Source organism: Paenibacillus plantiphilus (assembly GCF_927798095.1).
GTDB lineage: Bacteria > Bacillota > Bacilli > Paenibacillales > Paenibacillaceae > Paenibacillus_Z > Paenibacillus_Z plantiphilus.
In genome coordinates this window covers 126,265-153,125 of sequence record NZ_CAKMMF010000013.1, presented here as the reverse complement: position 1 = coordinate 153,125, position 26,861 = coordinate 126,265, and the positions used below count along the sequence as shown (strand labels likewise).

Here is a 26,861-nt window from a genome sequence, read left to right as displayed (position 1 = left end):
CATCCACGCCTGCAGCTGACAGCAGGTTTGCGGATGGACTTTCCTTTTTTATGAAGGCGGATCTGCAAATATATGATACCTCTATGATTGCTTGATCTGTATTAAATGATCTGTATTAAAGCACACGTCTTGCAGTTACGAACGTTTTATCCCATGTGCTGCCGGAGAACTTGGATACTGTGACGCCAATTCCAACCCGATAGGTGTGCAGTGTTCTGTCTCCGCCCATATATATGCCCACATGGTTAATGACACCGTCTCTATTCGTATCCGAGAAGATCAAATCACCGGCTCTCAGCTGGCTTTTGGACACTTTCACTCCCACCTTGGCTTGCGCTCTTGATGAACGAGGTATCGAAATGCCATTCTTTTTGAATACGTATTGGGTAAAGGAAGAGCAATCAAATGCGCTCGTAATTCCTGACTTTGCACCGAATTTATAACGAACACCAAGATACTGCTTTCCGGTCGCAATAACCTTGTCCGCTTTGGAAGCGCTCACAGTCGCAGCCTGCGCAGAATGCGGTGCAACGATGGCGCTGCCTGTAAATGCTATTGTTAAGCTCAATGCAATGCCCGCTACTGTTTTGAATACCTTGTTGTTTTTCATATTGATTTGTTCCTCCTTAGAAAATTAGGTTGGTGTGAATCTCTCTTGGGACTGGTATCACCTTAACACAGATATTTGTTCCACAAAGTACCTATGAACGAGCAACCATAGTCGCATATTGACTTCTGTCCGCTTTATTAGAAAACGATGAGAGTTTTCTAAGCAAATTCCTCTGGACAAGGTCGATAAGCATAAAAAAAGGCAAGCTCTCGTCGAAAATCACCTGCTTTCGAAATTGCGAAAGCACCGATTCTCTTCGGGTGAGCTTGCCTGAAATAAGGCTGCTACTTATTGATTCGACTAATTAATGCTACATCAACAATGAGCGGTTCAACGATTCGTTTGGCATCCTCTGCGCGGCCTCTGATCTTCTGAATGCGTGTCATTAAATCCAACTGGATGAATTGGACTCTCGTCTTATTGCGCTCGATCAAAACGCGATCGATTGCTGATTCCACGACGATTTCATTCAGCTTGGAGATGATGGCCTTCGTATGCTCACGCGTATCGCGTTCGATATCCTGCCCCTGCTGGGCGCAATGGGTTATGGCATTAAGAGCGGTCTGGACAAGCTCCTGATAAGCGTCTAGCATCGCATCATACTCCTTGGCTGCAGCAGGGTCCTCCGCAATCTCCAGAATGATGACCGGATTCCGCATGCCCTCAAGAGGGTCCTTCGGCAGCTCCGCTATCGCTGACAGCACCTCCTCCGTCTGCCTCGTATAGTCATCCAGATTGATCGTTATTCCTTCGATCTCCTTGTCTATTGGCTCCATATTGACAACGGCTGTCAGTACAATGCCCAAATATTTGACATGCGTTTTATGATAATCCATAAACTTATTCACTACAGGGACCTTGCCCAGCTTCTTCAATAATTTGAAAATAATATTCAGCGTCCATTTGATCTTGTTCTTGTCATATGCCGCCTTGGCGCGGTTTTTCAACGATTTGTCATTCAGCACTTTGTCTTCATTTTTCTTTAGCTTGAGTGGTTCCAATGGTTAGCACAGCCTCCTTCCGCTTCTGCTCCTTGCTTCGATCCGGCTTCTGCTCAGATGATCCCGGCAGGATTCTATTCACCTGTGCTTCCCTGCTGCTCCGTCTTCTCCGCGATCTGAGGCGGCGGATTAAGCACCTTGTAAATTTGCGCGGCCGCTTCATCCTTGTTGGTCATAATCTGCAGCGCCAGCCGCTTCATTGCTATCTCGGTCTCAAGCAGCTCATTGCGCAGCTCCTTCTCCCGAACAGATTCCAGCTGAAGATTGCGCGAGTAATTGTCCAGCGCCTCGCCTTGACCGAGAAGCGCCTCCACCACGATTCCATCCGTTCTCAGCACATGACGGTTTGCAGCCAGAATGATGCCTGGAACGTTAATTGTGGTGCCGCTCGCTTCATCACTGTAGGTGGACGTATAATCCTTCTTAATTCGCAAATAATTAGAGAGCGGGATGACGGTTCCATCCTTCCGCTTGAACGGCTCCTCTTCAATAAAGGCATGATGACGGTCCTGATAATCGAATATGTTCATCAGCTGACTAAGGATAGCATTGCGAACTTCGATTCTCTTGTCTGGTACGATGACTTCAGACAGCAGCGCGTCCAATTGCGGCAGCGTAATTTCGCGATACTGCTTCGTCTCAACGCCATTCACCATATCGATTGTAAAATAACCGATCCGCACATCCACAAGATGGAGAAGCGTAACAAACTCCTGATTCATCTGACGAAAAACAAAATTAAGCGTTCGGCTTACATTAATATTCTCGATTTCCCTCACAATGGTTGTTTCTTCTGTACTCGTCCGCTTCTCTTCATAGGTCGTATTAATCTGCACATCCCGTCTTGCGGACGCTTTCGCTACATGCTTCTGAGTATTATTCACGACATTCTTGGCGAACTGCTCCCTTGCCGCATTCGTTCCCCCGCTAGTGCTTGCGCTAATTGAAGCGCTGCCCCAACCCCAGCTGACGCCTGCCTCGCCCTCAATTTTGTACTCGTTGCTTTCACTGTAGTTCTTCTGATCCGCTTGCTCGGAAGCAATGGATTTCTCGAATTCAGCCGATATATCATCGGTCACGGAGTCGAGTATCGTTGCTGCGCTCTTCGCCGTCACTTCATTCTGATTATAAGAGCGAATGCTTATTTTACTCTTCTCGCCTGGCAGCAGAGAGAAGGTTTTAATCGTTCGTCCCGCTCCATAATTGGCTAGATAAGAGGACATCCGGTACGATTCCACCAGAATAAGCCGCTTCAATCTGGAGTTTACTTCCGGCATAATCGACACTTTGACGGCAATCGTCGTCTCCGTAACATTGTTGGAAAGATCGATGGCGCGCGCTGTAATCATATGCGTATCCGTTGAATTGACAGTAAACGTCGCCTTCCATGTCGACCAGTCGCCTGTAGCCTTCTCGGCAGCCCGAATAAATATCGGATTCTCGCTGTGAGACACTTCGACCCGATCGATTCCTCCTGCGTCTTCTGCAGTACCGAACACTTCTATAACTGCGCCTTGCGAGAAGGTTCCTGCAAAGGTGGCATTATTGAGGGGCGATGTAATACCGATCTTCGGCGGTTGACCATCGACATAGACAGCAATGCTGTGCGTCCCGACATTATTGGCGGCATCATAGCAGCGGACGGCAATGGTGTGATTTCCTGCTAGAAGCGAGACCTGCTTCTTCCAAGTCGCGAATCCGTTTGTGCTCTCTGCCATCACAGGGGCACCACCATCGATGATGACTTCGACTCTTGCTACACCGCGATTGTCTCCTGCGGTCCCTTCGACTTGAATAACGGCAGCGGGGCCACCCTTCGTATTGAGCAGCTCGCCTGCTTTTGGCGAAGTGATTGTTACCGTTGGCACTTCCGTATCAGGCGCCTGCGCCAATGTGACATGGACCGTAATTCTACTTGAAGCGGTTATCAATTTGGTGGAATGGGTTGCTTTTGCCAGAATCGTTATCGGTCCTGGTGTCGTCAGAACGACTGACAGCACCCATGAGCCATCCGGGGAGAGAGTCGCCGTCTGAAAGCTGCCGCTGCCGATTTGCACCTGCACCTTGCCAACCGCTCCCAGACCCGAAGAGATTGAAGCATAACCGCGAATCTCTACAGGAGCTCCTGTATGCGGTCCACTGACGGCCGCACCGGCGGCAGGCGAACCGATATTGACGGACACGATTATGGGGTCCGGCTCTTCTGGAAGAGGATCAATATCATCCCGTGGCCTCATTCCGATAATTCCACCATCGTCCTCCGTTGCTCGCATAGCTCTCATAGATGATGCAAACGTATGACTGCTGTCCGCCTCCAATCCCGAAGGAGCAGCCGCGAATACCGGTTCCTCGCGAGAGCTGGTATTCACGAAGGAATAAGTGAGCGCTCCTGTCATCGTTCGCTGAATATTCAGCTTCTGTCCTTCGCTCGCCTTGCGCAGCACTTCCTCCTCCGCCAGATTAGCCAATCTGGAAGTAAGCCTCTCTCCTGATTGCTGGGCCGCTCTCAGCACTTCAACCGGCGAAGAATCTGCGGCGCTGGCGCTCCCCTTCGATACCTGCAAGCCAGCATTCACACCTGGATTGGTAGGCAGGAAATACCCGTCATGCAGCTGCAAATCGATAAAGTTTCTTCCACTATAGGCTGTCGGCTCCGGCACGTTATAGCTGAGCACAGGCGCAACACCCCCTGGCTGCAATTTAATCATTGGCTCTTGTCCGTTATCTTTATCATTCCACTCTTCGTTTGTTGTGCGATCTGTCATCAAGCTCAACTCCATTTCATATTCTCATGTTCAGATGATGCTTGCTGCACCCTGACCTCTCTATTTTCCGCTAAAATTCGTCATATCGACCAGTGACTGCCGTCATCTGAATAGTCATCGTTTTTAGTCATCCTTCATATAGGCCTCATTGCTTAGAAAATTTGTCGAATAAGGTCGAATGAATCACATCCCACTGGATAGCAAAGCAAAAGACCTGTCAGCCGAAACCTCTGACAGGTCTTTCACATCGCCAATTACCGGGCCATCGTCCGTGAGCGGCTAAGCGGCCAGTTGGATTTCTTCTTGTTGACCCCGCCCAGTACGCTTCCGACTCCCATGAGGAAGGTTGGAATTCCTGCTGCGACCAGAACGAGACACCAATGACGGAAGTCTAGCGGAACCGTCTTGAAGATCGGCTGCAGGAAGTCGATATAGAGCACGCCAAGCATAAGCAGCAGCGAAGACAATACTGCAAATACGAGATATTTGTTCTGCAAAATATTACGATGGAAGATCGATCTAGAGCTGCGGCAATCGAACACATGGATCAGCTGAGCCATTACGAGCGTTGCGAACGCAACAGTCTGCGCTTCGATCAGGTTGCTTGGGCTGCCTGATGATTGCTTAAGCGTAATCCAGAATGCGCCGAGCGTACAGAGGCCGATTAGGAACCCTCTACTAATAATTTTCCACCCCAGGCGGCGTGAGAAAATATTTTCCTTGGCAGCACGCGGCTTCTGCTGCATTAAATCCTTCTCGGCCTGATCAACGCCGAGCGCCATCGCAGGAAGTCCATCCGTAACAAGATTCACCCACAAGATCTGAATCGGCACGAGCGGCAAGGGTAAGCCCGCCAGCATCGCGAAGAACATCGTCAATATTTCCCCTACATTGGAAGCGAGCAGGTATCGGATAAATTTGCGGATATTCTCATAAATCCCTCTACCCTCTTCAATTGCGGCGACAATTGTAGCGAAGTTGTCATCGCTAAGCACAAGCGACGAGGCTTCCTTCGTCACATCCGTTCCCGTGATGCCCATTGCAATGCCGATATCGGCTGCTTTAATTGCCGGCGCGTCATTCACGCCATCACCAGTCATCGCCACAACATGACCCTTCCGCTGCAGCGCCTTCACGATTCTCAGCTTATGCTCCGGCGAGACTCGCGCATAAACATAGGTGGTATCTACAATCCGGTCGAGTTCATCGTCATTCATTGCACCTAATTGAATGCCGCTAAGGGAAAGTCCGCCTCGCGGCATAATTCCAAGCTGGCCTGCAATCGCCTCAGCTGTTAATTGATGGTCTCCTGTAATCATGACGGTCTTGATGCCTGCGCGCCTGCAGGTTGTGATCGCTTCTCTTGCCTCACGGCGAGGCGGATCGATCATGCCGGTTAACCCGACAAAAACAAGCTGATTCTCAACCTCCGCCTCATGCTCGAAGGCATCGTTAGGGCGCAGGTCGCGATAGGCCATCCCGAGCACTCTTAATGCGGATTGCGCCATTCCTTCGCCCGCGGCCGCTACTTTGGATTTGAGCGTGGCGGTGAAGGGGACGACTTTGCCATCCCACAGAATATAGCTGCATTGCTGCATCAGCATATCGGGTGCGCCCTTCGTGCAGATAAGCCGACCGCCCTGATGCGATACGAGTACAGACATTCTTTTCCGATCCGAATCGAAGGGATACTCCTTCACCCTCTTGTACAATCCGTCCAATGACTTGGCTGTCACGCCGAGCTTCGCGGCAAGCACTGTCAGCGCCCCTTCTGTAGGATCACCCTTCAGCACCCATTCTTCATGGACGGAAATTTCTTTGCCCTTCTTGCGCTTTGTTTCTGTTTCTACCTCGACCTTCGCAAATGAAGCATTGTTGCACAGTGCCGAGACCTGGAGCAACCGCCGCAGCGGCAAATCATTTTTTATATCAACAACTTTACCGTCCTCTACTACAGTTCCGCTGGGCTCGTAGCCTTCGCCTGTAACGTCCAATTGCCGACCACTGACCCATACATTCGTAACCGTCATTTTATTCTGAGTCAGCGTGCCTGTTTTATCCGAGCAAATGACCGAAGCGCATCCCAACGTTTCTACCGAGGGCAGCTTGCGCACGATTGCCCTTCGTTTGATCATCCGCTGGACACCGAGCGCAAGAGCAATCGTCACTATAGCAGGCAAGCCCTCTGGAATAGCCGCAACAGCCAGACTCACTCCAGCGAGGAACATTTCGTAAGCGGGCTGTCCATGCAGAATACCAGCAAGGACGACGATAACCGTCAAGGCAAGCGCAACAACAATGAGAATTTTGCCGAGCTGCTCCAGTCGATGCTGAAGCGGTGTTTCCATCGATTCTGTTTGCTGGATCAGATCGGCTATCTTGCCCATCTCCGTACCCATGCCGGTACGGATAACGATCCCTTTAGCCGTTCCTCGCGTGACCATCGTACCCATGAAGCCTACATTTTTCATATCCCCAAGCGGCAGCTCTGACTCTTGAATAGATGTGCAATGCTTGCCGACAGGCACAGATTCCCCAGTAAGCGCTGACTCCTCGCAATAGCAGCTGTTCGCCTCGACCAGCCGGATATCCGCCGGTATTCGATCCCCGCTCTCCAGTACTACGATGTCCCCGATGACCAGATCAGTAGCCGGCACCGCATCGATAGCACCGCTGCGCATAACCTTCGCTACCGGAGCAGATAACGCCTTCAACGCGCGAAGCGAGCGCTCCGCCCGGTATTCCTGCACGAAGCCGAGCACGGCATTCAATACAATGATCGCCACAATTGTAATTGCATCCAAATATTCGCCGAGCAAGCCGGATATAAGCGTCGCACCCATCAGCACCAGCACCATAAAATCCTTGAATTGGCCCAGGAATAACGCCACAGGCGATGCCTTCTCGCCCTCCGACAGCTCATTGCGACCATTCTGCTGCAGCCGTTCTATCGCTTCACTTTGCGTTAAGCCAGTCTCTAATGAAGCGCTGAGCGCCTGCGCAAGGTCATTCGTCTCCATCTGATGCCACATTCGTTGTTCCATGCCCCGTCTCCCTCCTGTTACTTGCCGCCTGACGGACAGCCTTTATTGCCTAAATGTATTCGGACAAACTGCAAATTATCCCAGCAGGGACTTAAGTTTTTGTCCCATCTATGGCATGATAGGGGGATGAACGTACACAAAGGAGAAATCATATACTATGGCTTTGGATGGAATCGTAACCCGCGCTATCGTACACGAGCTTCAGGCTTGCGTCGGAACGCGCATTCATAAAATACATCAACCGACCAATCACGACCTTGTTCTGCAGATCCGGGGCAATGGCAAGCAAGGCAAGCTGCTCCTCTCTGCCAACCCGACCTATCCTCGTGTCCACTGGACCGAGCGATCCTTCCAGAATCCGCTTGAAGCGCCAATGTTTTGCATGCTGCTGCGCAAATATTGCGAGGGCGGCCTCATCGAGGCGGTTCGGCAAATTGACAATGAACGCATCATTCATATCGATATAAGACAGCGTGATGAATTGGGCGACATCTCATTCAAGACGATTATTATCGAGCTGATGGGTCGTCACAGCAATATCATATTAGTGGATCATGCTTCAAAAACAATCCATGACGGCATCCATCATCTAACGCCTGCAATCAGCAGCTACCGCATCGTCATGCCAGGCGTCGCCTATGTGTCGCCGCCGGATCAGCATAAGCGCGATCCGCTGACGATTACGACAGAGTCTGAGTTCGCATCCGCCCTGCAGGCTGCCCTGTCGGAGAAGGGCGAAGCTGCTGGGGAGAGCGCCCAGCCCCGTAATCAAGCGCCAGAGAAGCTCCTTGTAGCCGCTCTTAGCGGCATAAGCCCTCTTCTGGCGAACGAAATTGTTCATCGCAGCGGAATTTCCGCGCAGCTGGAGGAGCCAGAGAAGGCGCTATGGCCGGCATTCGACACCATGATGACCGCCTTCCGTGCTCATCAGTATGTACCGTCAATTGTCACGATCGAGGAGAGCGGCAAGTCCGCTTTCTCTGTCACCGCGCTTACTCATCTTCAGGGCAGCGTCGATTTCTACGAGACGATCAGTCCATGTCTGGAAGCCTTCTATGGCGATAAAGCACAGCGGGACGCAGTCAAGCAGCGCGCCTCCGATTTGTTCCGCTTCCTGCAGAACGAGCACAACAAAAATGTGAAGAAGCTGGAGAAATTGGACGAAACATTGGAAGAGGCGCGTGACGCGGATAAGTTTCGGATGCTTGGGGAGCTGGTCACAGCCTATATGCACGGCATTAAACGAGGCGATCCATGGATTGATGTGGTCAATTATTATGACGAAGAGCAATCGACCATCCGAATTGCGCTCGACCCGCAATTAACGCCTTCCGAGAATGCGCAGCGCTACTATCGGAGATATACGAAACACAAGAACAGCATGACGTTCGTGACCGAGCAGATGGAACGAACGCATGAGGAGATGAATTACTTGGCCTCTCTGCTTCAGCAGTTGGAGAGCGCATCCTTAGCCGATATTAGCGAGATACGAGAGGAACTGGTCGAGCAAGGCTATCTGCGGGACAGAACCAAGCGCGGCGCGAAGAAGCGCAAGAGCAGCCGTCCAACGCTGCTCTGCTATACCTCAACTGATGGTACGCCTATTTACGTCGGGAAGAACAATACACAGAACGACTATCTCACGAACAAGATCGCCGCTCCGAACGATACCTGGCTCCACACGAAGGACATTCCCGGCTCGCATGTTGTTATCCGGGCAGCCGACTATAGCGACACGACACTGGAGGAAGCCGCGATGCTCGCCGCCTTCTATAGTCAAGCGCGATCATCAAGCTCCGTCCCTGTCGATTACACACTCGTCCGCCATGTCAAGAAACCCAATGGCGCCAAGCCGGGCTTCGTTATCTATGATCACCAAAAAACGCTGTTCATCACTCCCGATGAACAGCGTATCAAAGAACTTCCTTCACAGCTTAAAACCTGATACTAGCTATATAAATTGAACGATTGAAATGAACAAAGGAGCCGCTGCACGGGGGAATGTTCTTACGATCGCTGTTGTTCCCGGAATTCTTGAATTCAGATTGTTTATCGTGGAATTCCAGGAACAAAGGCGAGCGCTGACGCTTCTTCAGAATCATTCCCCTGCTCCGCTCTGTTGTTCTTTCCTAAGTTCAACTTATACAGCTATCTGGAGCTGTCCTTTGGACAGCCCCTTCGCTTCTTCAACGTCCCCGATTCAATTGCTGCAGTACAGAGACATCAACGGTGCGACTGCCGATATGACCGTGGAACACCTCGCCTTGCCGCTCCCCATGATAATCAGAGCCGCCCGTCACGATCAACTTATACTGCCTTGCCAACCGCTCATATCTGGCTTCATCCTCTGGCAGATGATCAGAATGATACACCTCAATGCCGTCTGCGCCATAGCGGATAATCTCTTCGACCAGCTCATCATTCCCGTATATCCCCGGATGTGCGATCACGCTGGTACCGCCGGCTTCTCGAATCCAATCAACCGCTTCAAACGGATGAAGCCGTGGCGGATTAACATACGCGCTTCCTTCTGAACCCAGATAACGGTCAAAGGCTTCCTGCATGGAACCAACAAAACCTTTGGCAATAAGCAGCGCTGCGATATGCGGCCTGCCTATCGAGCCGCCATCCTTCCCCTGCTTGCGCGCTTCCTCAGCGACCTCTTCCAGCGTAATTGCGATGCCCATAGCGCGTAACCGCTCGATTATCATCTCATTCCGCCGGTCCCGCACGTCAAGCAGACTGCCCAGCTTCCTCCGCCAGGCATCATTCTGCCAATCCGTATAATAACCAAGAATATGAATGTCCCCGCCGCCCGCCGATGTGCTGATCTCGACACCTGGAACGACGATCATACCGAGCCTCTCTCCTGCCTCCATCGCTTCAGCAATGCCATCAACAGTATCGTGATCCGTAATTGCTACCGCCGCAAGCCCGGCTTCCTTCGCCAGACGAATATTATCCGCAGGCCGCTGCATGCCGTCGGAAGCTGTTGTGTGGGTGTGAAGATCGGCGCGATTTATAGCCATTGCTGCAAATCTCTTTCTCTAAGAAAAGTAAGGAAGGTTACCGCAGAAATCGGCAGCAGCGCGGATTTGAGATACATCGAATAAAATTGCCGCTTGAATGTAGCATCGGTAAGCGGAATCGCCTTAATCAAGCCAAGCGCAACCTCATGCTTGACGGATGAAGCCGATACGAATGAAATGCCGAGATCGGCTTCAACGGCGGATTTTACAGCTCCGGTACTGCCGAGCTCCATCACGATCTTCAATTCTCCCGGATCTATATTTTTATTGCGCAGCTGCTCCTCCATAACAAGCCGAGTGCCGGATCCCTGCTCACGCAAAACAAATGGATATGCAATCACGTCATTAATGCTCACACTCGAAGCTTCTGCAAGCGGATGTGATTTGGACACAATTAGCTTCAGTTCATCGCTCATGACCGCTTCCATATGCATATCCGGATGATTGACAGGCGCTTCAATCAGCCCGAAGTTCAGTTGATGATTTATTATTTCCTCCAAAATCTGAGCAGTGTTCATCACCTTCATGCTAATGGTAATATGAGGATATTCCTGACCAAAGGGACCGAGCAGCCGCGGCAAAATATATTCGCCGATCGTGAGGCTCGCACCAAGCTGCAATCTCCCCTTTAATTGCTTCGTGAATTTGGACATCTGCATATCGGTATCCCGTATAAGCTCAATGCTGCGCCGCGCATAGGGCATTAAGGCGTTGCCCGCCTCTGTCAACTCGATGCGTTTCGTCGAGCGAAGCAGCAGCTTCGTGCCGAAATAATCCTCAAGCGACTGCACCTGCATCGTTACTGCAGGCTGAGTCATATGAAGTGCTTGAGCGGCCGCCGAGAAGCTGCCGCGCTCAGCTACAGTATAGAATATGTGAAGTTGATGGAAATTAAGAGCCATTGGGGTCATCCTTTCTCTAAACAGAAGCTTGCTAAGCCATTAGGAACAACCTCATCCCTCCAGCTTGTACACGTTCATTATACATCAGACCCTATTTAATGTATCCACGTTCATACAAAAAAAAGCATAGCTATACAGCAGCCTATGCTGGTTCAAGCCCTTATTCAGCAGCATCTTGCTGTGAAGCGATGGTATGCTTTCTCCCGCCCTATCTATGAAATTCAATTCTCCCTGCTATATAGTCAGCCGTGCGGATCGCAAGGGCAATGGTCGATAAGGTCGGATTCGCTCCCCCTGTGCTCGGAAGCACGCTATTATCCGCAACGAACAGACCGGGCACGCCATGAATCTGACCAAACGGATTCGTTGCTGAAGTTGCGGGATCAGTCCCCATCCGGCATGTCCCCGATTCATGACTGTCCGCTCCCGGCGGAAGCATGCATATGCCAGGCGGCTGTATGACCGCTCCCCAGGCTGCGGCTACCTGCAGCAATGTTTGCCGCATTTGCGCGATAACGGCCCAATCTCGATCGCTATAAGCGAATTGCACCCGTATTTCAGGTACGCCATAAGCATCCTTCTTATACGGGTCCAAATAGACTCTGTTTGCATGGCGCGGCTCTACTCTGCCGAAAGCATTCAAATCCAGCTTCTTTTCAACCGGCATGCCCATAGGGTATATCTGAATTTGATAGGGATGGCCATTCGTCTGAGGTACTAGCAGCGCATAGGGAAATGCGGCGAAGCTGATTCCGCTTGCGAACCAATCCGGTCCCATCTGCACGCCGGTCCGTACATAGGAATGATTCCACAAGTAATGGCCAATATTGGCTCCTGGAATCGCTGAATTCAGAAGCAGCCTTGGGGTTTGGAAGGTTCCGGCCGCGAGAATGACTGTCTTGGCCCGCAGCCTGAATGTCCGCTTGTCCGGCCTCACTACCTCGACGCCGCATGCCCTGCCGCCGCATGTGAGGATACGGACTGCCCTGGCGTTCATGGCAAGATCGTAGGGGCGCAGATGCAAGCCTTCGCCGAAGAAATCGATCGAGCTGAAGTAAACATCGGAATTAATCGTCCCATCGTACTTGAGCGGCTCGAAATCAAGCGCTCTCGGTGCATATTGAGCTTGTGGAAAACCATTGTTCAGCAGCCCGTTCAGCAGCGCTTCCCACATCGGATATTTGAATGCAAAATAGCTTCGAACGTTCATAGCCCGCTCGGCAACTCCGAAATAATAGTCCAGCTCGCGTTTCGATACCGGCCAGCAGGCCAGCTCGCCAGAATAGGGACGGGGGGCAATCGCCGTCCAGAACAGCATTCGCCCGCCGAACGCAATGACTTGCATCGCACCGGAGAAATCAGGGAAGCTGCCTTCAACCGGCTCCTTGACAGCGCGCAAATAGCTTGCGAAGCGGGATTCGCTGGTCAGTGTGCTGACATTGCGCGCATGTGTATTCAGAAGGGTATCGCCGGCCTCTACCACGCCGATCGCTTTGTCAGCCCCCCACCTCTGGCATAATCGCCAAAGCGCCGCACCGCCCCCTGCACCTGACCCCACAATGAGAGCGTCATAGTCTCTATGCTCCATCTCCTCAAGCGATGTCAATGGAATCCAGTTCTGCTGAATCGGCTCTGCAGCCTGCGGGCACATGGGAATAGACTGCTGCGCTAATTGCATATTCCCTCATTCCTTTCCATGCAGGATCCCTGGCACTCACATATATATTCCTGGCAATGAACTTCATTCATTCTATACAAATAATTATGGAATTCTGCTGGTTCTATTTCTTTGATCCAATCGCGATTGAGAAAACGGCAGCCGATCATCTGACCGGCTGCCGTCGCATGTTTATTCAGCTATCCTTGTCTGCCTTTGCCTTTAAATTCACGGTATCCAGAATAATCTGACCTTCTGACTGTATATGATTTACCGCATCGTCCAGCGACGTTTTTCCATCAACAACCTTCCTCAACTCCTTACTTGCTAATTTGTTGAAAGGCTCATTGAAACCAAGCGGCATCGTGATGTATCTTGATTGTTCTCTTATTTCCAACGTATAAAATGGATCGTAACTGACACCCTCTTTATTGCTGTTATATTTGGTTCTGCTCTGTAAGTTCCCATTATTTATTCGCGAATCCATTTTCGCAACGCTATCACTATTAATGAATTTTATGAGTTCAAGCGCCGCGTCTTTATTGGGACTGTCTGCTCTAACACAGTAAATTTGATTGAGCGTAATGGTACCGTAGCTTGGATTCGACGGATCAATTGGCTCAGAAAGAATACCCCATTGAAATGGTTCATACTGGTCCACTTCTTCCTTGGCACGATCGATATAACGTCCTAATTCCGGGCCGCCCAAAGTCATTGCTGTTTTACCCATAATGAATGAATTACTTCTCAATCGATCACTCCTGTCTAGCCCAACTTTGCTTGCCAATTCGGGTGTGTAAATGGTTCCCGATTTAAAGGCATCTGTTGTGAAATTGAAAATCTCTGTCCATGACGGGGAGTTCATGACTAACTTCTGTCGATTGGGGTCTGCGAAATCCAACCCTTGAATAATTCCAATCGTTAAAGCCAGATTGTATGGATCGTTAGTTTCCCATGTAAATCCAAATACACTGTCTTCGTTAGGCTCATTAACCGGGAATCTCTTGGAAATCTCTAGCATTTCAGACCAAGTTAGTTTATCTTGTGGTAGTTGCACCCCATAATGTTCGAATAAATCCCGGTTATAATAGATGGCTGTACCGCTAAATGTTGGTGATAACCCGAATAACTTGCCCTCCCCGAAGCCCCTAAGCCTTCGAAGCACAGATGGTAAAATATCCTCCTGCATAAAATTTTTCTCCGCCACCATGATCTCAAGTTCTTCAAGATGACCGTTTGATGCTAAATGCTGAAACTGGCTCTGGTTAAGTACGAGTACATCCGGTTGTTCTCGATTAATATAATCATCTAACACTTGATTAGGGTCGAGGCCATCACTATTCCGCAAACCATTCGTACTTGTGACTTCTACATGAATGCCAGGAAACTTGCTAGTGAACAGATTTCCATAACTCCGATCAAAAAAATCCTGACTAGTAAACATGATCTTAACATGACCTGAAAGTTCTTCAGCCTTAGGGCTGGCAGTCGAGCACCCGACAACTAAGCCGATGCATATTATTAATGTTAATATTAGCCTAGCTTCTCTATAACCTATCATTATTACCCTCCATGCAATTAATAGTATTGTATATTCTACCATAATTTACAGAATGACACGAACTCCTCCCCTCCGGCAGGTTGTGTAATTAAAAGATAGGCATTAGCGGGGGAACTGCATATACTGGTTCCAAAGCTTGCAGTGAAGCAGGAACGGGAGGTTCAGTCGCCATGCCGACAAGCGTCAACTTCAGCATTAAAGGGCACGACAGGTCCAGCCTCTTCTCACAGCGCGTCAAAAAGGCGCTTATTGTTCAAGGAGGGTTTGCAGGGCATCACCCAAAGGAAATCGCCGCCCTCTTGGCGGGATTGCTGGTGCAGGCGCAATTCGAGGTCGAAATATCGGATTCGCTAGACGTCTTTCTCGATAAGGATACGCTGGCAGCGGCGGATCTTATCGTCCCGGTCTGGACGGGCGGCACGCTGACCCCGCCGCAGCTGGATAACTTGCTGGAAGCTGTCAGTATTGGCGGTTCTGGACTGGCAGGTGTGCACGGGGGAATTACAGATGCTTTTCGCTGCGAGGTTCGGTATCAGCAGATGGTCGGTGCGCAGTATGTCGTTCATCCCGGTGATCTGAAGGCCCATTACCGTGTGAATTTCACGAAAGTTCCCAGTCCGATAACAGTGGGCTTGTCCGACTTTGCAATTACGACCGAGCAGTATTATATGCTGATCGATCCGGCAAATATCGTCCTTGCGGACACCCTCTTCCCTGTCGCGATTCCGCCAGAGGTATGGAGACCGGTAACAATGCCGGTCGCCTGGGTCAAAATGTACGGCAAAGGCCGCGTATTCGCCCACACTTTAGGCCATTATCCCGAGACCTTGCTTATTCCTCCAGTACTGGCGATGACAAGGCGCGGAATGATATGGGCCGCTCGGCAAGCGGCGATTTAGAACCTCCTTATTCGCGCTGCGCATCGTGAGCTTTGAGCCCGCCCCTCACTAAAGTTACGGCAGCCAGCAGGAGGACCGGAATCATATAGACGACGCCCACCCACAGAGGGTGAACGACAAACACCATCTCTTCCCATTCCTGCATTGTAGCGGGCAATGTCATCGCCATCAGCATCGATAGCAGACATAGCGGATTCGTTAGCATCCTGCTGTCCTTGATGCCAAACACATCCGCGATTATCGTCTGAATAGCAAACAGTGTCACTGTCCCTTTCATTAGAGAACCGAGAATCATCGTCATGCCGGAGATCGATTCAATCCGTTCAATAATATCTCCAATCTCAACCAATTGTGCAAGCGTGAACAGGGAATATTTCTTCTCCGCCGCAAATGGTCCAAGAGCCATGATCGTACAGACTGTCGACAGCATTAATACGACTCCGCATCCGATCATCGTCCAAACCAAAGCTTTGTTCAAGCCTTTCATTTGTTTGATGCCCGCATAAGGCAGCACAAGCGCAAATAATATCACTTCTCCAAAGGGGATGCCGAATGACAAATAGGTTCCCAGCAGCAGGGGCTTGTATCCATCCGGCAATATGGGTCGCAGAAATTCCGGGTGATAGCTCGGGATCAGCAGCACCAGAACGACGAACCAGAACAGCAGCATAATAAGGACAAGAATGGAGAATATCCGGGCAATCGCTTCGATGCCGGAGTGAAGCAGCAAGGCAGCAATGATGAACATGAGCCCCATAAAAACATATGGCGGTGTTTCGGGCATCATCATGCTGTTCATAAAACCCGCCACATCGAGAAAAATCCCGGCGGCCATATGGAATGCCATCGTCAGCATCAAACCAGCAATGACCACAGTAGGCCAGTATCCGACCAGCTTCCTGCTATAGCCGATGAAAGTGAGCCCTGCGTGCTTGCGCTGCAAATATAAGATGACCTGAAGCAGCAAAATGCCGAAAGCCATCGCGATCAGAATGGATATCCATGCCGCATTTTTAGCCATCGTAACCAATGGACCCGGGATAATAATAAGCACCGAGCCGATGAGGTAGCCGAAGAACAAGAATACCATCTGCATATTGTTGATCGATTCTTTGCCCTTCATCATAGTCATCATCCCTTCAATGCTTGGACAATCGCCCGGGCCGGTTCAATCAGAACAAGATCGACAAGCGTATGCAAATCCGGCAATTCCTTCACCAGCAGATAGTCAACGCTCGCATACAGCACAAGCAGCATGATTCCGGCATACACCAGCTTTGAGCGGGATGTCATACCCATCAGCTTCCGCAAATCTGTAAGGAGCGTAATGCTGCAGATCGTCATCAGAACCAGCAACTTCTCTGTCAATGGTACACACTCCTACCTCGATTGAAACGGCTTGCCGATCGTTGTCAGCGTACTCTTCAGATCAACCGAAACCTCGATATCAAACTTGCTTTCCGCAAACCGGCGTTCCCAATCGGGTTTCCATTTCTTCCATAGCTGAGGTTTCTCCCGATAAATCCGGTTGCCGAGATCCAGTAAATCGATCCTCTTCTTCTGCAGCAGAGAAATGATCTTATGAAGCTGATTCTTTACCGACTGCTGCACTTGCATTCTCAACTTCAACTCATCCTCGCGCGTTTCAAGCTTCGTATATTTCAATTCTCCGATATTGCCTACAACATTAACCTTCAAGACAGCCCGTACGGCATCCCCCTCTATCGCAAGCTTCCAATTCGTGCGCACCTCCTCAACTTCAATATTCTCAACACCCTGAATTTCGTCCTTCTCGGAAGGGACTGGCATAAATTGAAGCACTCCCTTCCGATATTGATTGGTCAGCATCGTCAAGCTTTCCATTGATTTTCCGCTCAGGCTGCCGATCATCTTCCCTTTCTTGATCATTGCTGCGCCGGCGATTGGAATCGAGGACTGACTGTCTTTCGCGCGGGAGGCCAGTGGAATCGCAACATTCGGCACCTCGCTCTTGAGATAATGAGCTAGTCTCAGCAGATTAATATCGGTTGTTTTGCCGGAATTTCTGGCTACCGCCTTCTGAATCCGATTCATCTGCTGACTGACTGTCTGTTCGATTTTGGGCTTCACCTTCATGTAGCCGCCAGCTTTGCCCCGCGTGATCTGAACCTTCGTCGTAAGTCGGGCCTCGTGATCACGGTAGAAATATTCCAGCACAGACCCGATATCTTCCTTCCTCACCACATCCTCGCCAAGCAGGATCACCCGCATATGCGCCCATTGTGCACGACGGCCAACCTGAATCGTAATGTCCCGAACCGCCTCGAAGAGCGTTTCATCCTCTGTCTCAATAATGACGTAAGACAAGGCGGAGCCTCCTCCTTGTGTGCTCGTTTTCTGCGCCGGTTTATAGATCTGAGTGGTGAGCTTAAATTTGCCCTCGTCGGTTTTATCAATGGCAACGCCCATTACAAACCCTTTCTCCGGCAATTCTGCCCGATTCCAGCACCCCGACAGAACAGTCGCAACAAGGGCAGCAAGGATAATCATCACAAGCTGTTTCTTCATATGTGCCCATCTCATCATTCATTAGGCTGCGGCGTTTGACCCGTTCCTTGCTTTCGATGAGAGGCACGGTTCAAGTATTGGATAGGGGCGCGTATAAATACATTCAACAGCTGCTGCGGGCCTGACCAATGCATAGTACTGATATACTGCTGCCCCAGCGTTCGCAAAGTCATCATATGCCACAAAATAACTAATAAACCGAACAGTATTCCGAAGCCCCCCATGAAGGAGGCCATGACCATCATTGGAAATCGCATAATGCGCAGCGCAATTGCCATATTATATTGGGGAATAGAAAAGGAAGCGATGCCGGTCAAAGCTACCATGACCACCATTATAGGAGAAGCGATTCCTGCGTTGATCGCCGCTTCTCCAATGACAAGCGCTCCAACAATGCTGACTGCAGATCCGACAGGCCGGGGCAGCCGAATGCCTGCTTCCCGCAATAGCTCGAAGAAAAATTCCATTATTAATGCCTCAACAAAAGCCGGGAAAGGAATACCTTCACGAGCGTCGAGAATGGCCAGCAGAAGAACGGTGGGGATCATTTCCGGGTGAAAGGTTGTCAACGCGATATAGATGCTTGGCAATGTCAAAGCCAGGAAAAAGGCAACGATACGCACCCATCTGATCAACGTAGCACCTAACGTCCGCTGATAATAATCTTCAGATGCTTGCAGCATCTCGACGAATAAACCTGGGCATATCAGCATGGAGCCGCTACCCTGTGACAACACAACAATTTTACCGTCGATCAATGAAGCGACCGCAACGTCCGGACGCTCAGTAATGCGATACTGCGGAAACGGCGAGTACAGAGAGTCCTGTATCAATTCCTCAATATAGGAGGTCTCCATAATGTCCAGTTCCTTCACTCTAACGATTCTTCGCTTGAACTCCGCCAGCAGCTCCTCATGAATGACGCCTTTCAAGTAGAGATAAGCGATCGTTGTCCGCGTCTCCCCGCCGCCTTCAAGAGTGACCAGCTTGAGCTTGGCGCTTTTCAGCCTGATACGGAGAAGCGCAATGTTTTTCTTCAAATTTTCAACCGTGCTCTCACGTGGACCCTGCACGACCGCCTCATTGACAGGCTCCGAAATTTGCCTTGTCTCCACACCGGTCGCCGGGAAGCATAGCGCTTTGTTCCATCCATCGTACAGGATGACAACATACCCATCCAGCACCCTATTAACGGCTGCGTCCAGATTGCTAACGAGCTCGGCCGATTGTGCGTTTACTCCCTTTTGCTCGAAAAAATGAATGATGCTCTCCGTCGTTACCTCTGTTCCAGGACCAACCTCATGAAAGACCATATCTTGAAGCACACTCTTCATATAGTTCACTTGCTTGTTCATCACGATCGTATCAAAATAAAAGGATACTGCACTGCGCGACATATCCGGCCCATATTGCCACGGTAAAATAGACAGGTCATGGCAATCGCCCAATATCTGCTCCATCCGTTCTCTATTCTCCTCCAGCTTGCAAGAAATCGGAGTTAGTTGCACATTAAAGGACTTGGTTGCAGTCATGTCGCCATCACCATCCCTTTACCCCTGTTTAATGAATGATATGATTTGCAATTATTGAGAAAATTATGCAGTGTTACGCCTCGTCTGCCAAAACACGGGCCAAATAAAAATGAGTATTGGAGAGATGCCCTTCAGGCCTCCAATACTCATTTTTATCTGTAAGAAATTTGTAAAAACCACTTTTCTTTTTCGCTGCAACGCGTCCCTCTTGCATAAAAAGGAAATATAATCGCCAATCATTTCCTTTTCCTGCTATTTTTTATGAGGGTCATCCTTCTGGAATGTCGCAGCCAGGAATAATAGGACTTTAAGTCACGTAGTTCTATAGTCTCAGACATGCGTCCCAGGAACGTAACGACGATCATTTTGTGAAGGGGATTTCCTGCGAGATCCGTCTCTTTATCCAATGCTGCGAACTCAGCCACAAAGACAAGATCGTCATCGATCAAATAAACATCCTCTTCATTTCTATAATAGGGCTCGATTCGTCCCTGCTTCAAACATTGCCACATAAAATCCGCGATATCCTCAAAGCCAGTTTTCTCGTTTTCCACACGGTCCGACCAACGGATTTTGGCATGGTTCGTGATGACAATATCCGCTACCTTCTTGTCGCCTAGAACGATGTGAAACGACTCGTAAGTGTTCCACCTTTCCGTCATTTTATCCTTCAACACGAACCGCCCCTTCCGATGAGAATTAGGTCTAAGTATCTATTTCTCCATCCCATATTACGCTTTCATTGTAGCATGACTGTTCAGTTTTTCAACAAAAAAATAATCTCACCCCATTATTGTAACATTTTGGGTTAAAAAATACAAAAAAATAGGCGCCATTCCGTTACCGGCTTCGGTCGCCTGTAAAAATCACAAACTGTAAAACCGAGATTTGTCTGGTTCGTTGCTTGTATACTCGGTTTTAATCTCATTGCGATACGAACGTTCAACTTTCTTAACGAAAGAAAAGCGCTGAATGTTGCGAATAACTTCATCTGCACGATCAGCATTCATATACATGACCACATAATACAGCTTTCGCGACATGTAATGAACCGAGCCGTACTTTTCTAATGAGCGGGCCGCTTTGAGATCGCTGACCCAAATAATGTAACCAACGCGCTCTGAAAACATCTAAGCCCCTCCGTTCTCTTCTCTCCCTTATCCGCAGCTCCCGCTGCTGCAGCCGCATGAGCCTCCGCTGCTGCATCCCCCGCCTTTAACAAGCGGATCATTGCTGGGCACCTTGATGGTGTCCGATACGGATCCAGCGATTTCGCTTGCGATACTGAATAGCAGATCATCTACCGCTTGCTCGGCCGCCTTGAAGCGGCTCACGCAATCGATCTCATTCAGTTGAAGCTGAATCGCTTCCACCCCACCCTTGGCAGAATGATAGTCGGGATGAAACCGACCGAAACGCTCGCACTCCACGAACAGCTCCTTGGCCTTGTCGAACTGCTTCACAAGGTCGTGTACACGCTCATCCCCATCTACTATATTCTTCCAATATGCATATTCGGCAACTTCGGCCGACTGGTTGATCATATCGCCTAGCTCGTAAGCGTTCAGGAGCAGTGTCGCCATATCGATCGTCGGAGATATGTTTCCCTCTCCTTCAAGTGGCAACCCGTCCCATTCGCTCCAAGTGAATTCGGCTTGTTCTGTCGTTGACATCGCTTGCACTGCATTCACCCCTTTGCGCTGGATTAGGCAACTGCCTGCATACTATCATACCATATGAAGGGCTTGAAAAGGTAGAGTTGCCTTTCGCATCCTTCCCGTTCTTCCAATGCTGCCGCCTTTAATGAGGATGTGGAAACTCCAGCATCATCTCCTGCCACATGGCAGGCTCCAGTCTCATATGGAGAATGTCGCCAGTTTTTTCTGTATACCCGACCACAGCCCAGCCGTCAGCCGCTGTTTCGATTCGTTCCGGCACGAAGGAAACCGCGTCTTCCCCACATTGTAGTTTAACCGATATCCGCCAGCTTAAAGCACGCTCCAGCAGCTCCCTTCTTGTCGTATGATGGTAATTCCGATATTGGTTCAGCCAGTTGGACGGTGTTTCTTCCAGACCTTGAAATAAAGATTTCCCCGTTGGAAAATCAACGATTGGCTCATACAAATGGCATGAAGCAGGATCATGAAGGAGCGCTGCTGTGCGTTGTTCCGACCCATCGCTTCCCAAATTAAGAATCCTTTGCATATCCAGCGCGTCATTGTTCATGCTGCTGGATAAATCGGCGTATACAAGATCCGGCAAGCGCTCACCCGATGCATGTTCCAGCAGCTCCGCAATTTGCTGTGGTGTGTAACCTAGCCCGGCCGCATGCTTGAGAGAGCGTACATTCATGCGATAGACAGCAATTGATTCACTTTGCTCGCGCTCAGCGATCATCTCCATCTGCCATCGAAGAGCTGATGATGCATATGGCGGAACATAGATATTGCCATCTGACGCAATCGCTATGCGTTGATTATTGTTATGAGCATCGCTGGCGGCAGCCTTGCGCCGTTCGTAAGGCCAGGGTGTGACAAGCCATCGAAACACTTGTTTCCCTTCGCTCCACGCCAGCTCCATCCATCCCATATCCGCCATCCATTCGCACCAATGCTGAGCAGAGGCATCCTCTATCTCTATCTCGAACCATTGGAGCATGGGCAAGCCGCTAAGCCTTGCGGCAGCATGAGCACAGCTTGGACAGCGAACCGCATACTGCTCCATAACCATTCGCAGAAGCCTCTCCTCCTGCTCCTCCATCGTTAAACGGAGCCATTCAGCCAGCTTTTTCTCCTGTATGAAGAAGGCTGCCGGAGCAGCTGCAAGCAGGTGGCATCTCATAGCAAGATCCAGCACAATGGCAAGCGGCAGCGGATAGCCGATCAGCGGAGGACTACTGGACGATCCGAATATAAGATCCAGCGCAGCGCATTGCTTGATCATAATATGAGCTGCGCTTCTATCTATCGTTCGTTTAGAGAGCAGGCGCTTTGCCGTCCATTTCATCCCGGATCTCTGAAGCTCGGCAAGCGTATGCAGCAGCTGCAAGCTTAGCATTGGCGGCGTCACCCTGTCGCTCCAGAACGCCGCTGTCTCCGCTAACGGCTTAACGCCCGTATGACGTTCATAGATAATGCGATGCCAGTGAAAATACATATCACGCGGGAGAAAATAAAGCCGTTCTCCCCAGCCTTTCCTTACAATGAAGACGATTCCGGCTTCTGCAAGTGAAAGCAGGCCCAGCCGATAGGCCGAGCCTGTCATTCCTCTATCCGCCTCCTGCAGCAGCTGTTCCTCCAGAAAAGGCGATGCTCCGAACCGACTGACAATCGTTGCGAGCACCTTGCATTGCTGACCCGAAAGCTTGGACCAAGCGGCATGTACGCCATCCAGCGCCAACGGAGAGTCCTTCATCCATTCCTCCAAATCCATATGCGACCAAATCGTGGATTGAGCAAATCTTTCTACCTGTGAATAAGAGAGCTTATCGATCATATCCCGAAGATTCATTGTGCCGCCTCCTCTATCTGGGCTGGCGATTCCTTGACTGTTCGACCAATCGATGGCTGCCAGCAGCAAATGTCGTAGGGATACCCCTGCTCCAGCATAAAAAGCTGCCGCTTGCGGGCGAATTCGGTTTCCTTCGTTCCCTCCGTAACAAGCGTATAAAACCATGCTCTGTTATCGCTTCTCTTCGGACGCAGTATCCGACCAATCCGCTGCGCCTCCTCTTGCCTTGATCCATAGCTGCCGGAGAGCTGGATGGCAACGGCTGCGTCAGGCAGATCAACAGCAAAATTCGCCACCTTGGACACGACAAGAACCTCAATTTCTCCATCCTTGAACCGCTTATACAGCTTCTCCCGCTCCTGATGAGGCAGCTCGCCGGTCAATAATGGCGCGTGCAGCGCAGCAGCAGCAGCATGAAGCTGCTGAAGGTATTGGCCTATTATCAGTATTTGCCTGCCTGGATGCATGCTCAGCAGCCATTTTACCGTTTCTAGCTTTTCCTTGTTCTCGCCGGCCAGACGAGCCTTTGTCCTTGCTTCAGCATTATCGTAAGCAGCCCGATCCCCATGCGCAAAGGGCACGCGTATTTCGAAGCATTCCGCCGCAGCGATAGCTCCCGCAGATTCCAGCGTCTTCCATGGCATATCGAACCTTTTCGGTCCGATCAGAGAGAACACATCCTCCTCCCTCCCATCCTCTCTAATTAAAGTCGCTGTCAGTCCAAGACGCCTTGTCGCCTGAAGATCAGCCGTCATCCGAAATACCGGCGCTGGCAGCAGATGAACCTCATCGTAAATAATGAGCCCCCAATTGCGTTCCTGAAAAAGCTTCATGTGAGCATATTCATCCGAGCGCTGATGCTTGTATGTCAATATTTGATAGGTCGCAATTGTAACCGGACAGACTTGCTTGCAGGAAGCCGCATATTCGCCGATCTCATGGTCTGCCAACGTGGTCTTGTCTATGAGCTCTTGCTTCCACTGCTTGACAGAGGTCACATTCGACGTGAGGATCAGCGTCTCGCAGCCCAGCCTTGCTATCGCTGCAATTCCGATCACCGTCTTCCCAGCGCCGCATGGCAATACTAATACCCCGCTGCCGCCATCATCCCGATCCGCCCGATAGAACATATTAACAGCATGCTCCTGGTAATCCCGCAGTTCAAATTGGCTGCCGCTTCCTATTCTGCATCTCAGTCCCACAGTCAGCTCTTCGCCCCGCCGATAGCCTGCTCCGTCAACAACAGGATAGCCGAGTCTGACCAGCTCCTGCTTGAGCAGGCCGCGACAATCGGCTCTTGCAGCCCGCTGTCCCTCTCTCTGTCCTGCTGACAGATAGGAGCGGATTGAAGACTGCTGGGACAGCATTTGCAGCAAGACTTCATTCCCATGGAGCAGCAATCCTCCGTCCGTTGAACGTTCAAGCATAAGCTGGCCATATCGTTCAGCAAGCATCCGAATTTGGCTTATTGAACGCAGAGGCAGCTCATAACGGCTATATTGCTTCAGCCAAGCGATGATGTCAGCAGCGGATAATTGAGAGGCGGCAGCGTTCCACAACGATAGCGGCGTCATCCGATAGGTATGGATATGTCCTGGCCGCTTGATCAGATCCGCAAATTGCGACAGCTTCTCCCGGGCGGCATCGGCTTTCGGGTGACGCTCATCCAGCAGCACCGTCAGGTCGCCTTGCAGCATAAGAGGGCCATCTTCTCGATTCATTCTTCATCAGCTCCCATTTATATGTCCGTTACGAATGGACCATCTCCATCTTCTAAACAGTATGAAATAAATGCCCTTCTTTTATGCTGAAAGCGAATAGAATATGTATGCCTTGGACAGTTGTATATATAGAAAACGAGCGCGGTCGGTCTGCACCGAATCGCGCTCGTTCAACTTTAGTGAATAGATGCCTGTTCACGGTGCTCCTGCTCCGAAATGCCGCTCAGAGCATCACCTGCTTCATTGACGAAAATTTCCCTCACAGCAAGGTCGCCAATCGCAACAACCCCGATCAGCGTGCCATTATCTACAACAGGCAATCTGCGAATCTGGTTGCTGGCCATCAATCTCGCCGCTTCATCAACCGATGTAGTAGAAGCAATTGTTTTTATATCGTTTGTCAGCACCTCGGAAACAGCGGTGGAGCCGGAATGCTTCTCTGCATAGCCGCGCGTTACCAAATCCCTGTCGGTGACGACGCCAATCAATTTCTTCCCTTCCACAATGGGAATAAATCCGATATCATGCTGTTTCATTAATACGGCAAGCTCATAAATATTATCTTTCGTTGTAGCGGTAATACAATCTGTGGACATGATGTCTTTGACCGTTTTCATCACAGCTTCCTCCTCGGATGGTGTCATAATAGCTCAGAGAACAGCAAGCGATGTTCCTGTGCCTTATTCCATCGTTTAGAGTTGCCGTTTGCGCCACCGTTCATTCTAACACGGTGCTGGCATTTGATGTTATACGGTGTTCGCAGAATGCTCGGATATATAATCCTCCGCCATTGCAATCATTAATTGAGCAGATATAAGCATCGCCCGCTCGTCCACATCAAACTTGGGATGATGATGGGGATAGACAGCGCCGCAGGCCTCATTGCCTGCCCCGACAAACATGAAGCAGCCCGGCTTCTCCCGCAAATAATACGAGAAATCCTCACCGACCATTATTGGTTCGGAGACCTGTACAGCCGCCTTGCCGAATTGCTCCTCCGCGACCTGAAAGAATCGCCGAGCCTCCTCCTCGTCATTGACGACCGGCGGATAACCTAATCGGTAGTCCAGCTTGGCTGTCGCCCTATGCATCGCTGCTGTCTGACTCACCAACGTTTCCAGACGTTCCCGGATCCTATCGCGCGTCGCTTCGTTGAAGGTGCGGACCGTACCGAGCAATTGACATCGCTCGGCAATGACATTGCCGATCGTCCCCGCCTGGAACGATCCGATGGAGACAACTGCGGGTTCAAGCGGATTCACATTTCTGCTCACAATGGATTGCATCGCTTGTACGAGTGCAGAACCGATGTAGATGGAATCCACCGTATCATGCGGCAAACCTCCATGCCCTCCCTGTCCGGCAATCTCGATGCTAATCTCATCCGGAGCTGCCATGAATGCCCCTCCCTTGGAGGAGACGATCCCATATGGCAGCGGTGTCCATAGATGAACACCGAATATGACATCAACGCCCTCAAGCGCACCCGATTGGATCATTCCCAGCGCACCGCCAGGCGTCACTTCTTCAGCTGGTTGGAAGAGCAGTCTGCGCTCGCCCGACAGATTCTCTCTTTGCGAGCAATAATAGCGGGCAATCCCAAGCATGGATGCAGTATGGGCGTCATGCCCGCAAGCATGCATAACACCGGGAACCGATGATGTATAATCGCATGTCTTCTCATCTTGTATAGGAAGCGCGTCAATATCGGCTCGCAAGGCGACAACTGGCCCAGGCCGATCCCCGCGAATTCTGGCAATAAGACCGTAGCCTCCGATTCCTATTTCAACCTCGCAGCCTATCTCCTGCAGCCGCTCTGCAATCCAGCGGGATGTTTCCTTCTCCTGGAACGAAAGCTCGGGATGTCGATGCAAATATCTGCGCCACTGAATCATATCCGGATAAATGGATTTCAGCAGCATTTCCGTCTCCACTTTGCTACCCATAGATGCACTCGCCTCACTTTCGATCATGCTCTTGTGCCTATTGTATCAGATGGCGGGAAGTTCCCGAAAGTTCTTTCGCCTCAGCGAGCCCCGATTTTTCGTAAAAATGTCACTTTTGAACGTGAAGCACAGGCTGA

Annotated in this window: 21 protein-coding genes; 2 read left to right on the top strand and 19 right to left on the bottom strand. The window is 50.4% G+C overall.

What is annotated here, in order from left to right:
- Positions 1 to 115 precede the first annotated feature (115 nt).
- The 4 genes from L6H65_RS13320 to L6H65_RS13305 form a co-directional block, all read right to left on the bottom strand.
- Complete coding sequence (locus L6H65_RS13320; protein WP_236343027.1) at positions 116 to 610, bottom strand: C40 family peptidase; 495 nt, start codon at positions 608 to 610, stop codon at positions 116 to 118.
- Between the two features lie 284 nt (positions 611 to 894).
- Positions 895 to 1,611: a hypothetical protein gene (locus L6H65_RS13315; RefSeq protein ID WP_236343026.1), complete on the bottom strand. Its 717-nt coding sequence runs from the start codon at positions 1,609 to 1,611 to the stop codon at positions 895 to 897.
- A 74-nt stretch (positions 1,612 to 1,685) separates the two neighbouring features.
- Entirely contained in the window at positions 1,686 to 4,376 is a 2,691-nt protein-coding gene (locus tag L6H65_RS13310) for an Ig-like domain-containing protein (RefSeq protein ID WP_236343025.1), read from the bottom strand.
- A gap of 254 nt (positions 4,377 to 4,630) precedes the next feature.
- Positions 4,631 to 7,420 carry a calcium-translocating P-type ATPase, SERCA-type gene (locus tag L6H65_RS13305; RefSeq protein ID WP_236343024.1) on the bottom strand — a complete coding sequence of 930 codons (2,790 nt, stop codon included), beginning with the start codon at positions 7,418 to 7,420 and terminating at the stop codon, positions 4,631 to 4,633.
- Between the two features lie 157 nt (positions 7,421 to 7,577).
- Here L6H65_RS13305 and L6H65_RS13300 point away from each other — a divergent pair, with 157 nt between their 5' ends.
- A complete protein-coding gene (locus L6H65_RS13300) occupies positions 7,578 to 9,365 on the top strand; it encodes an Rqc2 family fibronectin-binding protein (RefSeq protein ID WP_236343023.1) in 1,788 nt (595 codons plus the stop codon).
- A gap of 241 nt (positions 9,366 to 9,606) precedes the next feature.
- Here L6H65_RS13300 and L6H65_RS13295 read toward each other — a convergent pair whose 3' ends face one another.
- The 4 genes from L6H65_RS13295 to L6H65_RS13280 all read right to left on the bottom strand — a co-directional run bounded on the left by L6H65_RS13295 (position 9,607) and on the right by L6H65_RS13280 (position 14,569).
- Positions 9,607 to 10,449, bottom strand: a complete 843-nt coding sequence (locus L6H65_RS13295) for a PHP domain-containing protein (protein ID WP_236343022.1) — start codon at positions 10,447 to 10,449, stop codon at positions 9,607 to 9,609.
- Positions 10,440 to 11,351 (bottom strand): selenium metabolism-associated LysR family transcriptional regulator, encoded by a 912-nt coding sequence (locus L6H65_RS13290; RefSeq protein ID WP_236343021.1) that lies wholly within the window; start codon positions 11,349 to 11,351, stop codon positions 10,440 to 10,442. Before L6H65_RS13290 ends, L6H65_RS13295 begins: the two co-directional genes overlap by 10 nt.
- A gap of 208 nt (positions 11,352 to 11,559) precedes the next feature.
- A complete protein-coding gene (locus L6H65_RS13285; protein WP_236343020.1) occupies positions 11,560 to 13,029 on the bottom strand; it encodes a GMC oxidoreductase in 1,470 nt (489 codons plus the stop codon).
- A 175-nt stretch (positions 13,030 to 13,204) separates the two neighbouring features.
- Positions 13,205 to 14,569 (bottom strand): ABC transporter substrate-binding protein, encoded by a 1,365-nt coding sequence (locus tag L6H65_RS13280; RefSeq protein WP_236343019.1) that lies wholly within the window; start codon positions 14,567 to 14,569, stop codon positions 13,205 to 13,207.
- Between the two features lie 170 nt (positions 14,570 to 14,739).
- Here L6H65_RS13280 and L6H65_RS13275 point away from each other — a divergent pair, with 170 nt between their 5' ends.
- Entirely contained in the window at positions 14,740 to 15,468 is a 729-nt protein-coding gene (locus L6H65_RS13275; RefSeq protein WP_236343018.1) for a ThuA domain-containing protein, read from the top strand.
- A gap of 7 nt (positions 15,469 to 15,475) precedes the next feature.
- Here L6H65_RS13275 and L6H65_RS13270 read toward each other — a convergent pair whose 3' ends face one another.
- From L6H65_RS13270 to L6H65_RS13220, 11 genes are all read right to left on the bottom strand, one after another.
- The gene (locus tag L6H65_RS13270) at positions 15,476 to 16,594 is read right to left on the bottom strand and encodes a GerAB/ArcD/ProY family transporter (protein ID WP_236343017.1); all 1,119 of its coding nucleotides are present in this window, start codon (positions 16,592 to 16,594) and stop codon (positions 15,476 to 15,478) included.
- 5 nt (positions 16,595 to 16,599) lie between these two features.
- Positions 16,600 to 16,836: a hypothetical protein gene (locus L6H65_RS13265; protein WP_236343016.1), complete on the bottom strand. Its 237-nt coding sequence runs from the start codon at positions 16,834 to 16,836 to the stop codon at positions 16,600 to 16,602.
- Positions 16,837 to 16,848: 12 nt separating this feature from the next.
- Positions 16,849 to 18,015, bottom strand: a complete 1,167-nt coding sequence (locus L6H65_RS13260) for a Ger(x)C family spore germination protein (protein WP_236343015.1) — start codon at positions 18,013 to 18,015, stop codon at positions 16,849 to 16,851.
- A 14-nt stretch (positions 18,016 to 18,029) separates the two neighbouring features.
- Positions 18,030 to 19,547, bottom strand: coding sequence for a spore germination protein (locus L6H65_RS13255; RefSeq protein WP_236343014.1), 1,518 nt, complete (start codon positions 19,545 to 19,547; stop codon positions 18,030 to 18,032).
- A 236-nt stretch (positions 19,548 to 19,783) separates the two neighbouring features.
- Complete coding sequence (locus L6H65_RS13250; RefSeq protein ID WP_236343052.1) at positions 19,784 to 20,221, bottom strand: hypothetical protein; 438 nt, start codon at positions 20,219 to 20,221, stop codon at positions 19,784 to 19,786.
- A 192-nt stretch (positions 20,222 to 20,413) separates the two neighbouring features.
- Complete coding sequence (locus L6H65_RS13245; protein ID WP_236343013.1) at positions 20,414 to 20,677, bottom strand: YlbG family protein; 264 nt, start codon at positions 20,675 to 20,677, stop codon at positions 20,414 to 20,416.
- A 27-nt stretch (positions 20,678 to 20,704) separates the two neighbouring features.
- On the bottom strand, positions 20,705 to 21,130 hold the full coding sequence (locus L6H65_RS13240) for a YlbF/YmcA family competence regulator (RefSeq protein WP_236343051.1): 426 nt from the start codon (positions 21,128 to 21,130) through the stop codon (positions 20,705 to 20,707).
- A gap of 217 nt (positions 21,131 to 21,347) precedes the next feature.
- On the bottom strand, positions 21,348 to 23,057 hold the full coding sequence (locus L6H65_RS13235; protein WP_236343012.1) for a helicase-associated domain-containing protein: 1,710 nt from the start codon (positions 23,055 to 23,057) through the stop codon (positions 21,348 to 21,350).
- Positions 23,054 to 24,778: a DNA repair helicase XPB gene (locus L6H65_RS13230; protein WP_236343011.1), complete on the bottom strand. Its 1,725-nt coding sequence runs from the start codon at positions 24,776 to 24,778 to the stop codon at positions 23,054 to 23,056. Before L6H65_RS13230 ends, L6H65_RS13235 begins: the two co-directional genes overlap by 4 nt.
- A 176-nt stretch (positions 24,779 to 24,954) precedes the next feature.
- Complete coding sequence (locus L6H65_RS13225) at positions 24,955 to 25,395, bottom strand: CBS domain-containing protein (protein WP_236343010.1); 441 nt, start codon at positions 25,393 to 25,395, stop codon at positions 24,955 to 24,957.
- A 129-nt stretch (positions 25,396 to 25,524) separates the two neighbouring features.
- The gene (locus L6H65_RS13220) at positions 25,525 to 26,724 is read right to left on the bottom strand and encodes a M20 metallopeptidase family protein (RefSeq protein WP_236343009.1); all 1,200 of its coding nucleotides are present in this window, start codon (positions 26,722 to 26,724) and stop codon (positions 25,525 to 25,527) included.
- Positions 26,725 to 26,861: the final 137 nt, after the last annotated feature.

Coding starts and splice junctions, on each gene's coding strand:
- L6H65_RS13320 (WP_236343027.1), bottom strand. CDS start 610: ATGAAAAACAACAAGGTATTCAAAACAGTAGCGGGCATTGCATTGAGC.
- L6H65_RS13295 (WP_236343022.1), bottom strand. CDS start 10,449: ATGGCTATAAATCGCGCCGATCTTCACACCCACACAACAGCTTCCGAC.
- L6H65_RS13260 (WP_236343015.1), bottom strand. CDS start 18,015: ATGAAGAAACAGCTTGTGATGATTATCCTTGCTGCCCTTGTTGCGACT.
- L6H65_RS13220 (WP_236343009.1), bottom strand. CDS start 26,724: ATGGGTAGCAAAGTGGAGACGGAAATGCTGCTGAAATCCATTTATCCG.
- L6H65_RS13310 (WP_236343025.1), bottom strand. CDS start 4,376: ATGACAGATCGCACAACAAACGAAGAGTGGAATGATAAAGATAACGGA.
- L6H65_RS13230 (WP_236343011.1), bottom strand. CDS start 24,778: ATGAATCGAGAAGATGGCCCTCTTATGCTGCAAGGCGACCTGACGGTG.
- L6H65_RS13245 (WP_236343013.1), bottom strand. CDS start 20,677: ATGTTTTCAGAGCGCGTTGGTTACATTATTTGGGTCAGCGATCTCAAA.
- L6H65_RS13240 (WP_236343051.1), bottom strand. CDS start 21,130: ATGGCGACACTGCTCCTGAACGCTTACGAGCTAGGCGATATGATCAAC.
- L6H65_RS13305 (WP_236343024.1), bottom strand. CDS start 7,420: ATGGAACAACGAATGTGGCATCAGATGGAGACGAATGACCTTGCGCAG.
- L6H65_RS13235 (WP_236343012.1), bottom strand. CDS start 23,057: ATGAATCTTCGGGATATGATCGATAAGCTCTCTTATTCACAGGTAGAA.
- L6H65_RS13285 (WP_236343020.1), bottom strand. CDS start 13,029: ATGCAATTAGCGCAGCAGTCTATTCCCATGTGCCCGCAGGCTGCAGAG.
- L6H65_RS13290 (WP_236343021.1), bottom strand. CDS start 11,351: ATGGCTCTTAATTTCCATCAACTTCACATATTCTATACTGTAGCTGAG.
- L6H65_RS13300 (WP_236343023.1), top strand. CDS start 7,578: ATGGCTTTGGATGGAATCGTAACCCGCGCTATCGTACACGAGCTTCAG.
- L6H65_RS13225 (WP_236343010.1), bottom strand. CDS start 25,395: ATGAAAACGGTCAAAGACATCATGTCCACAGATTGTATTACCGCTACA.
- L6H65_RS13255 (WP_236343014.1), bottom strand. CDS start 19,547: ATGACTGCAACCAAGTCCTTTAATGTGCAACTAACTCCGATTTCTTGC.
- L6H65_RS13275 (WP_236343018.1), top strand. CDS start 14,740: ATGCCGACAAGCGTCAACTTCAGCATTAAAGGGCACGACAGGTCCAGC.
- L6H65_RS13270 (WP_236343017.1), bottom strand. CDS start 16,594: ATGATGAAGGGCAAAGAATCGATCAACAATATGCAGATGGTATTCTTG.
- L6H65_RS13280 (WP_236343019.1), bottom strand. CDS start 14,569: ATGATAGGTTATAGAGAAGCTAGGCTAATATTAACATTAATAATATGC.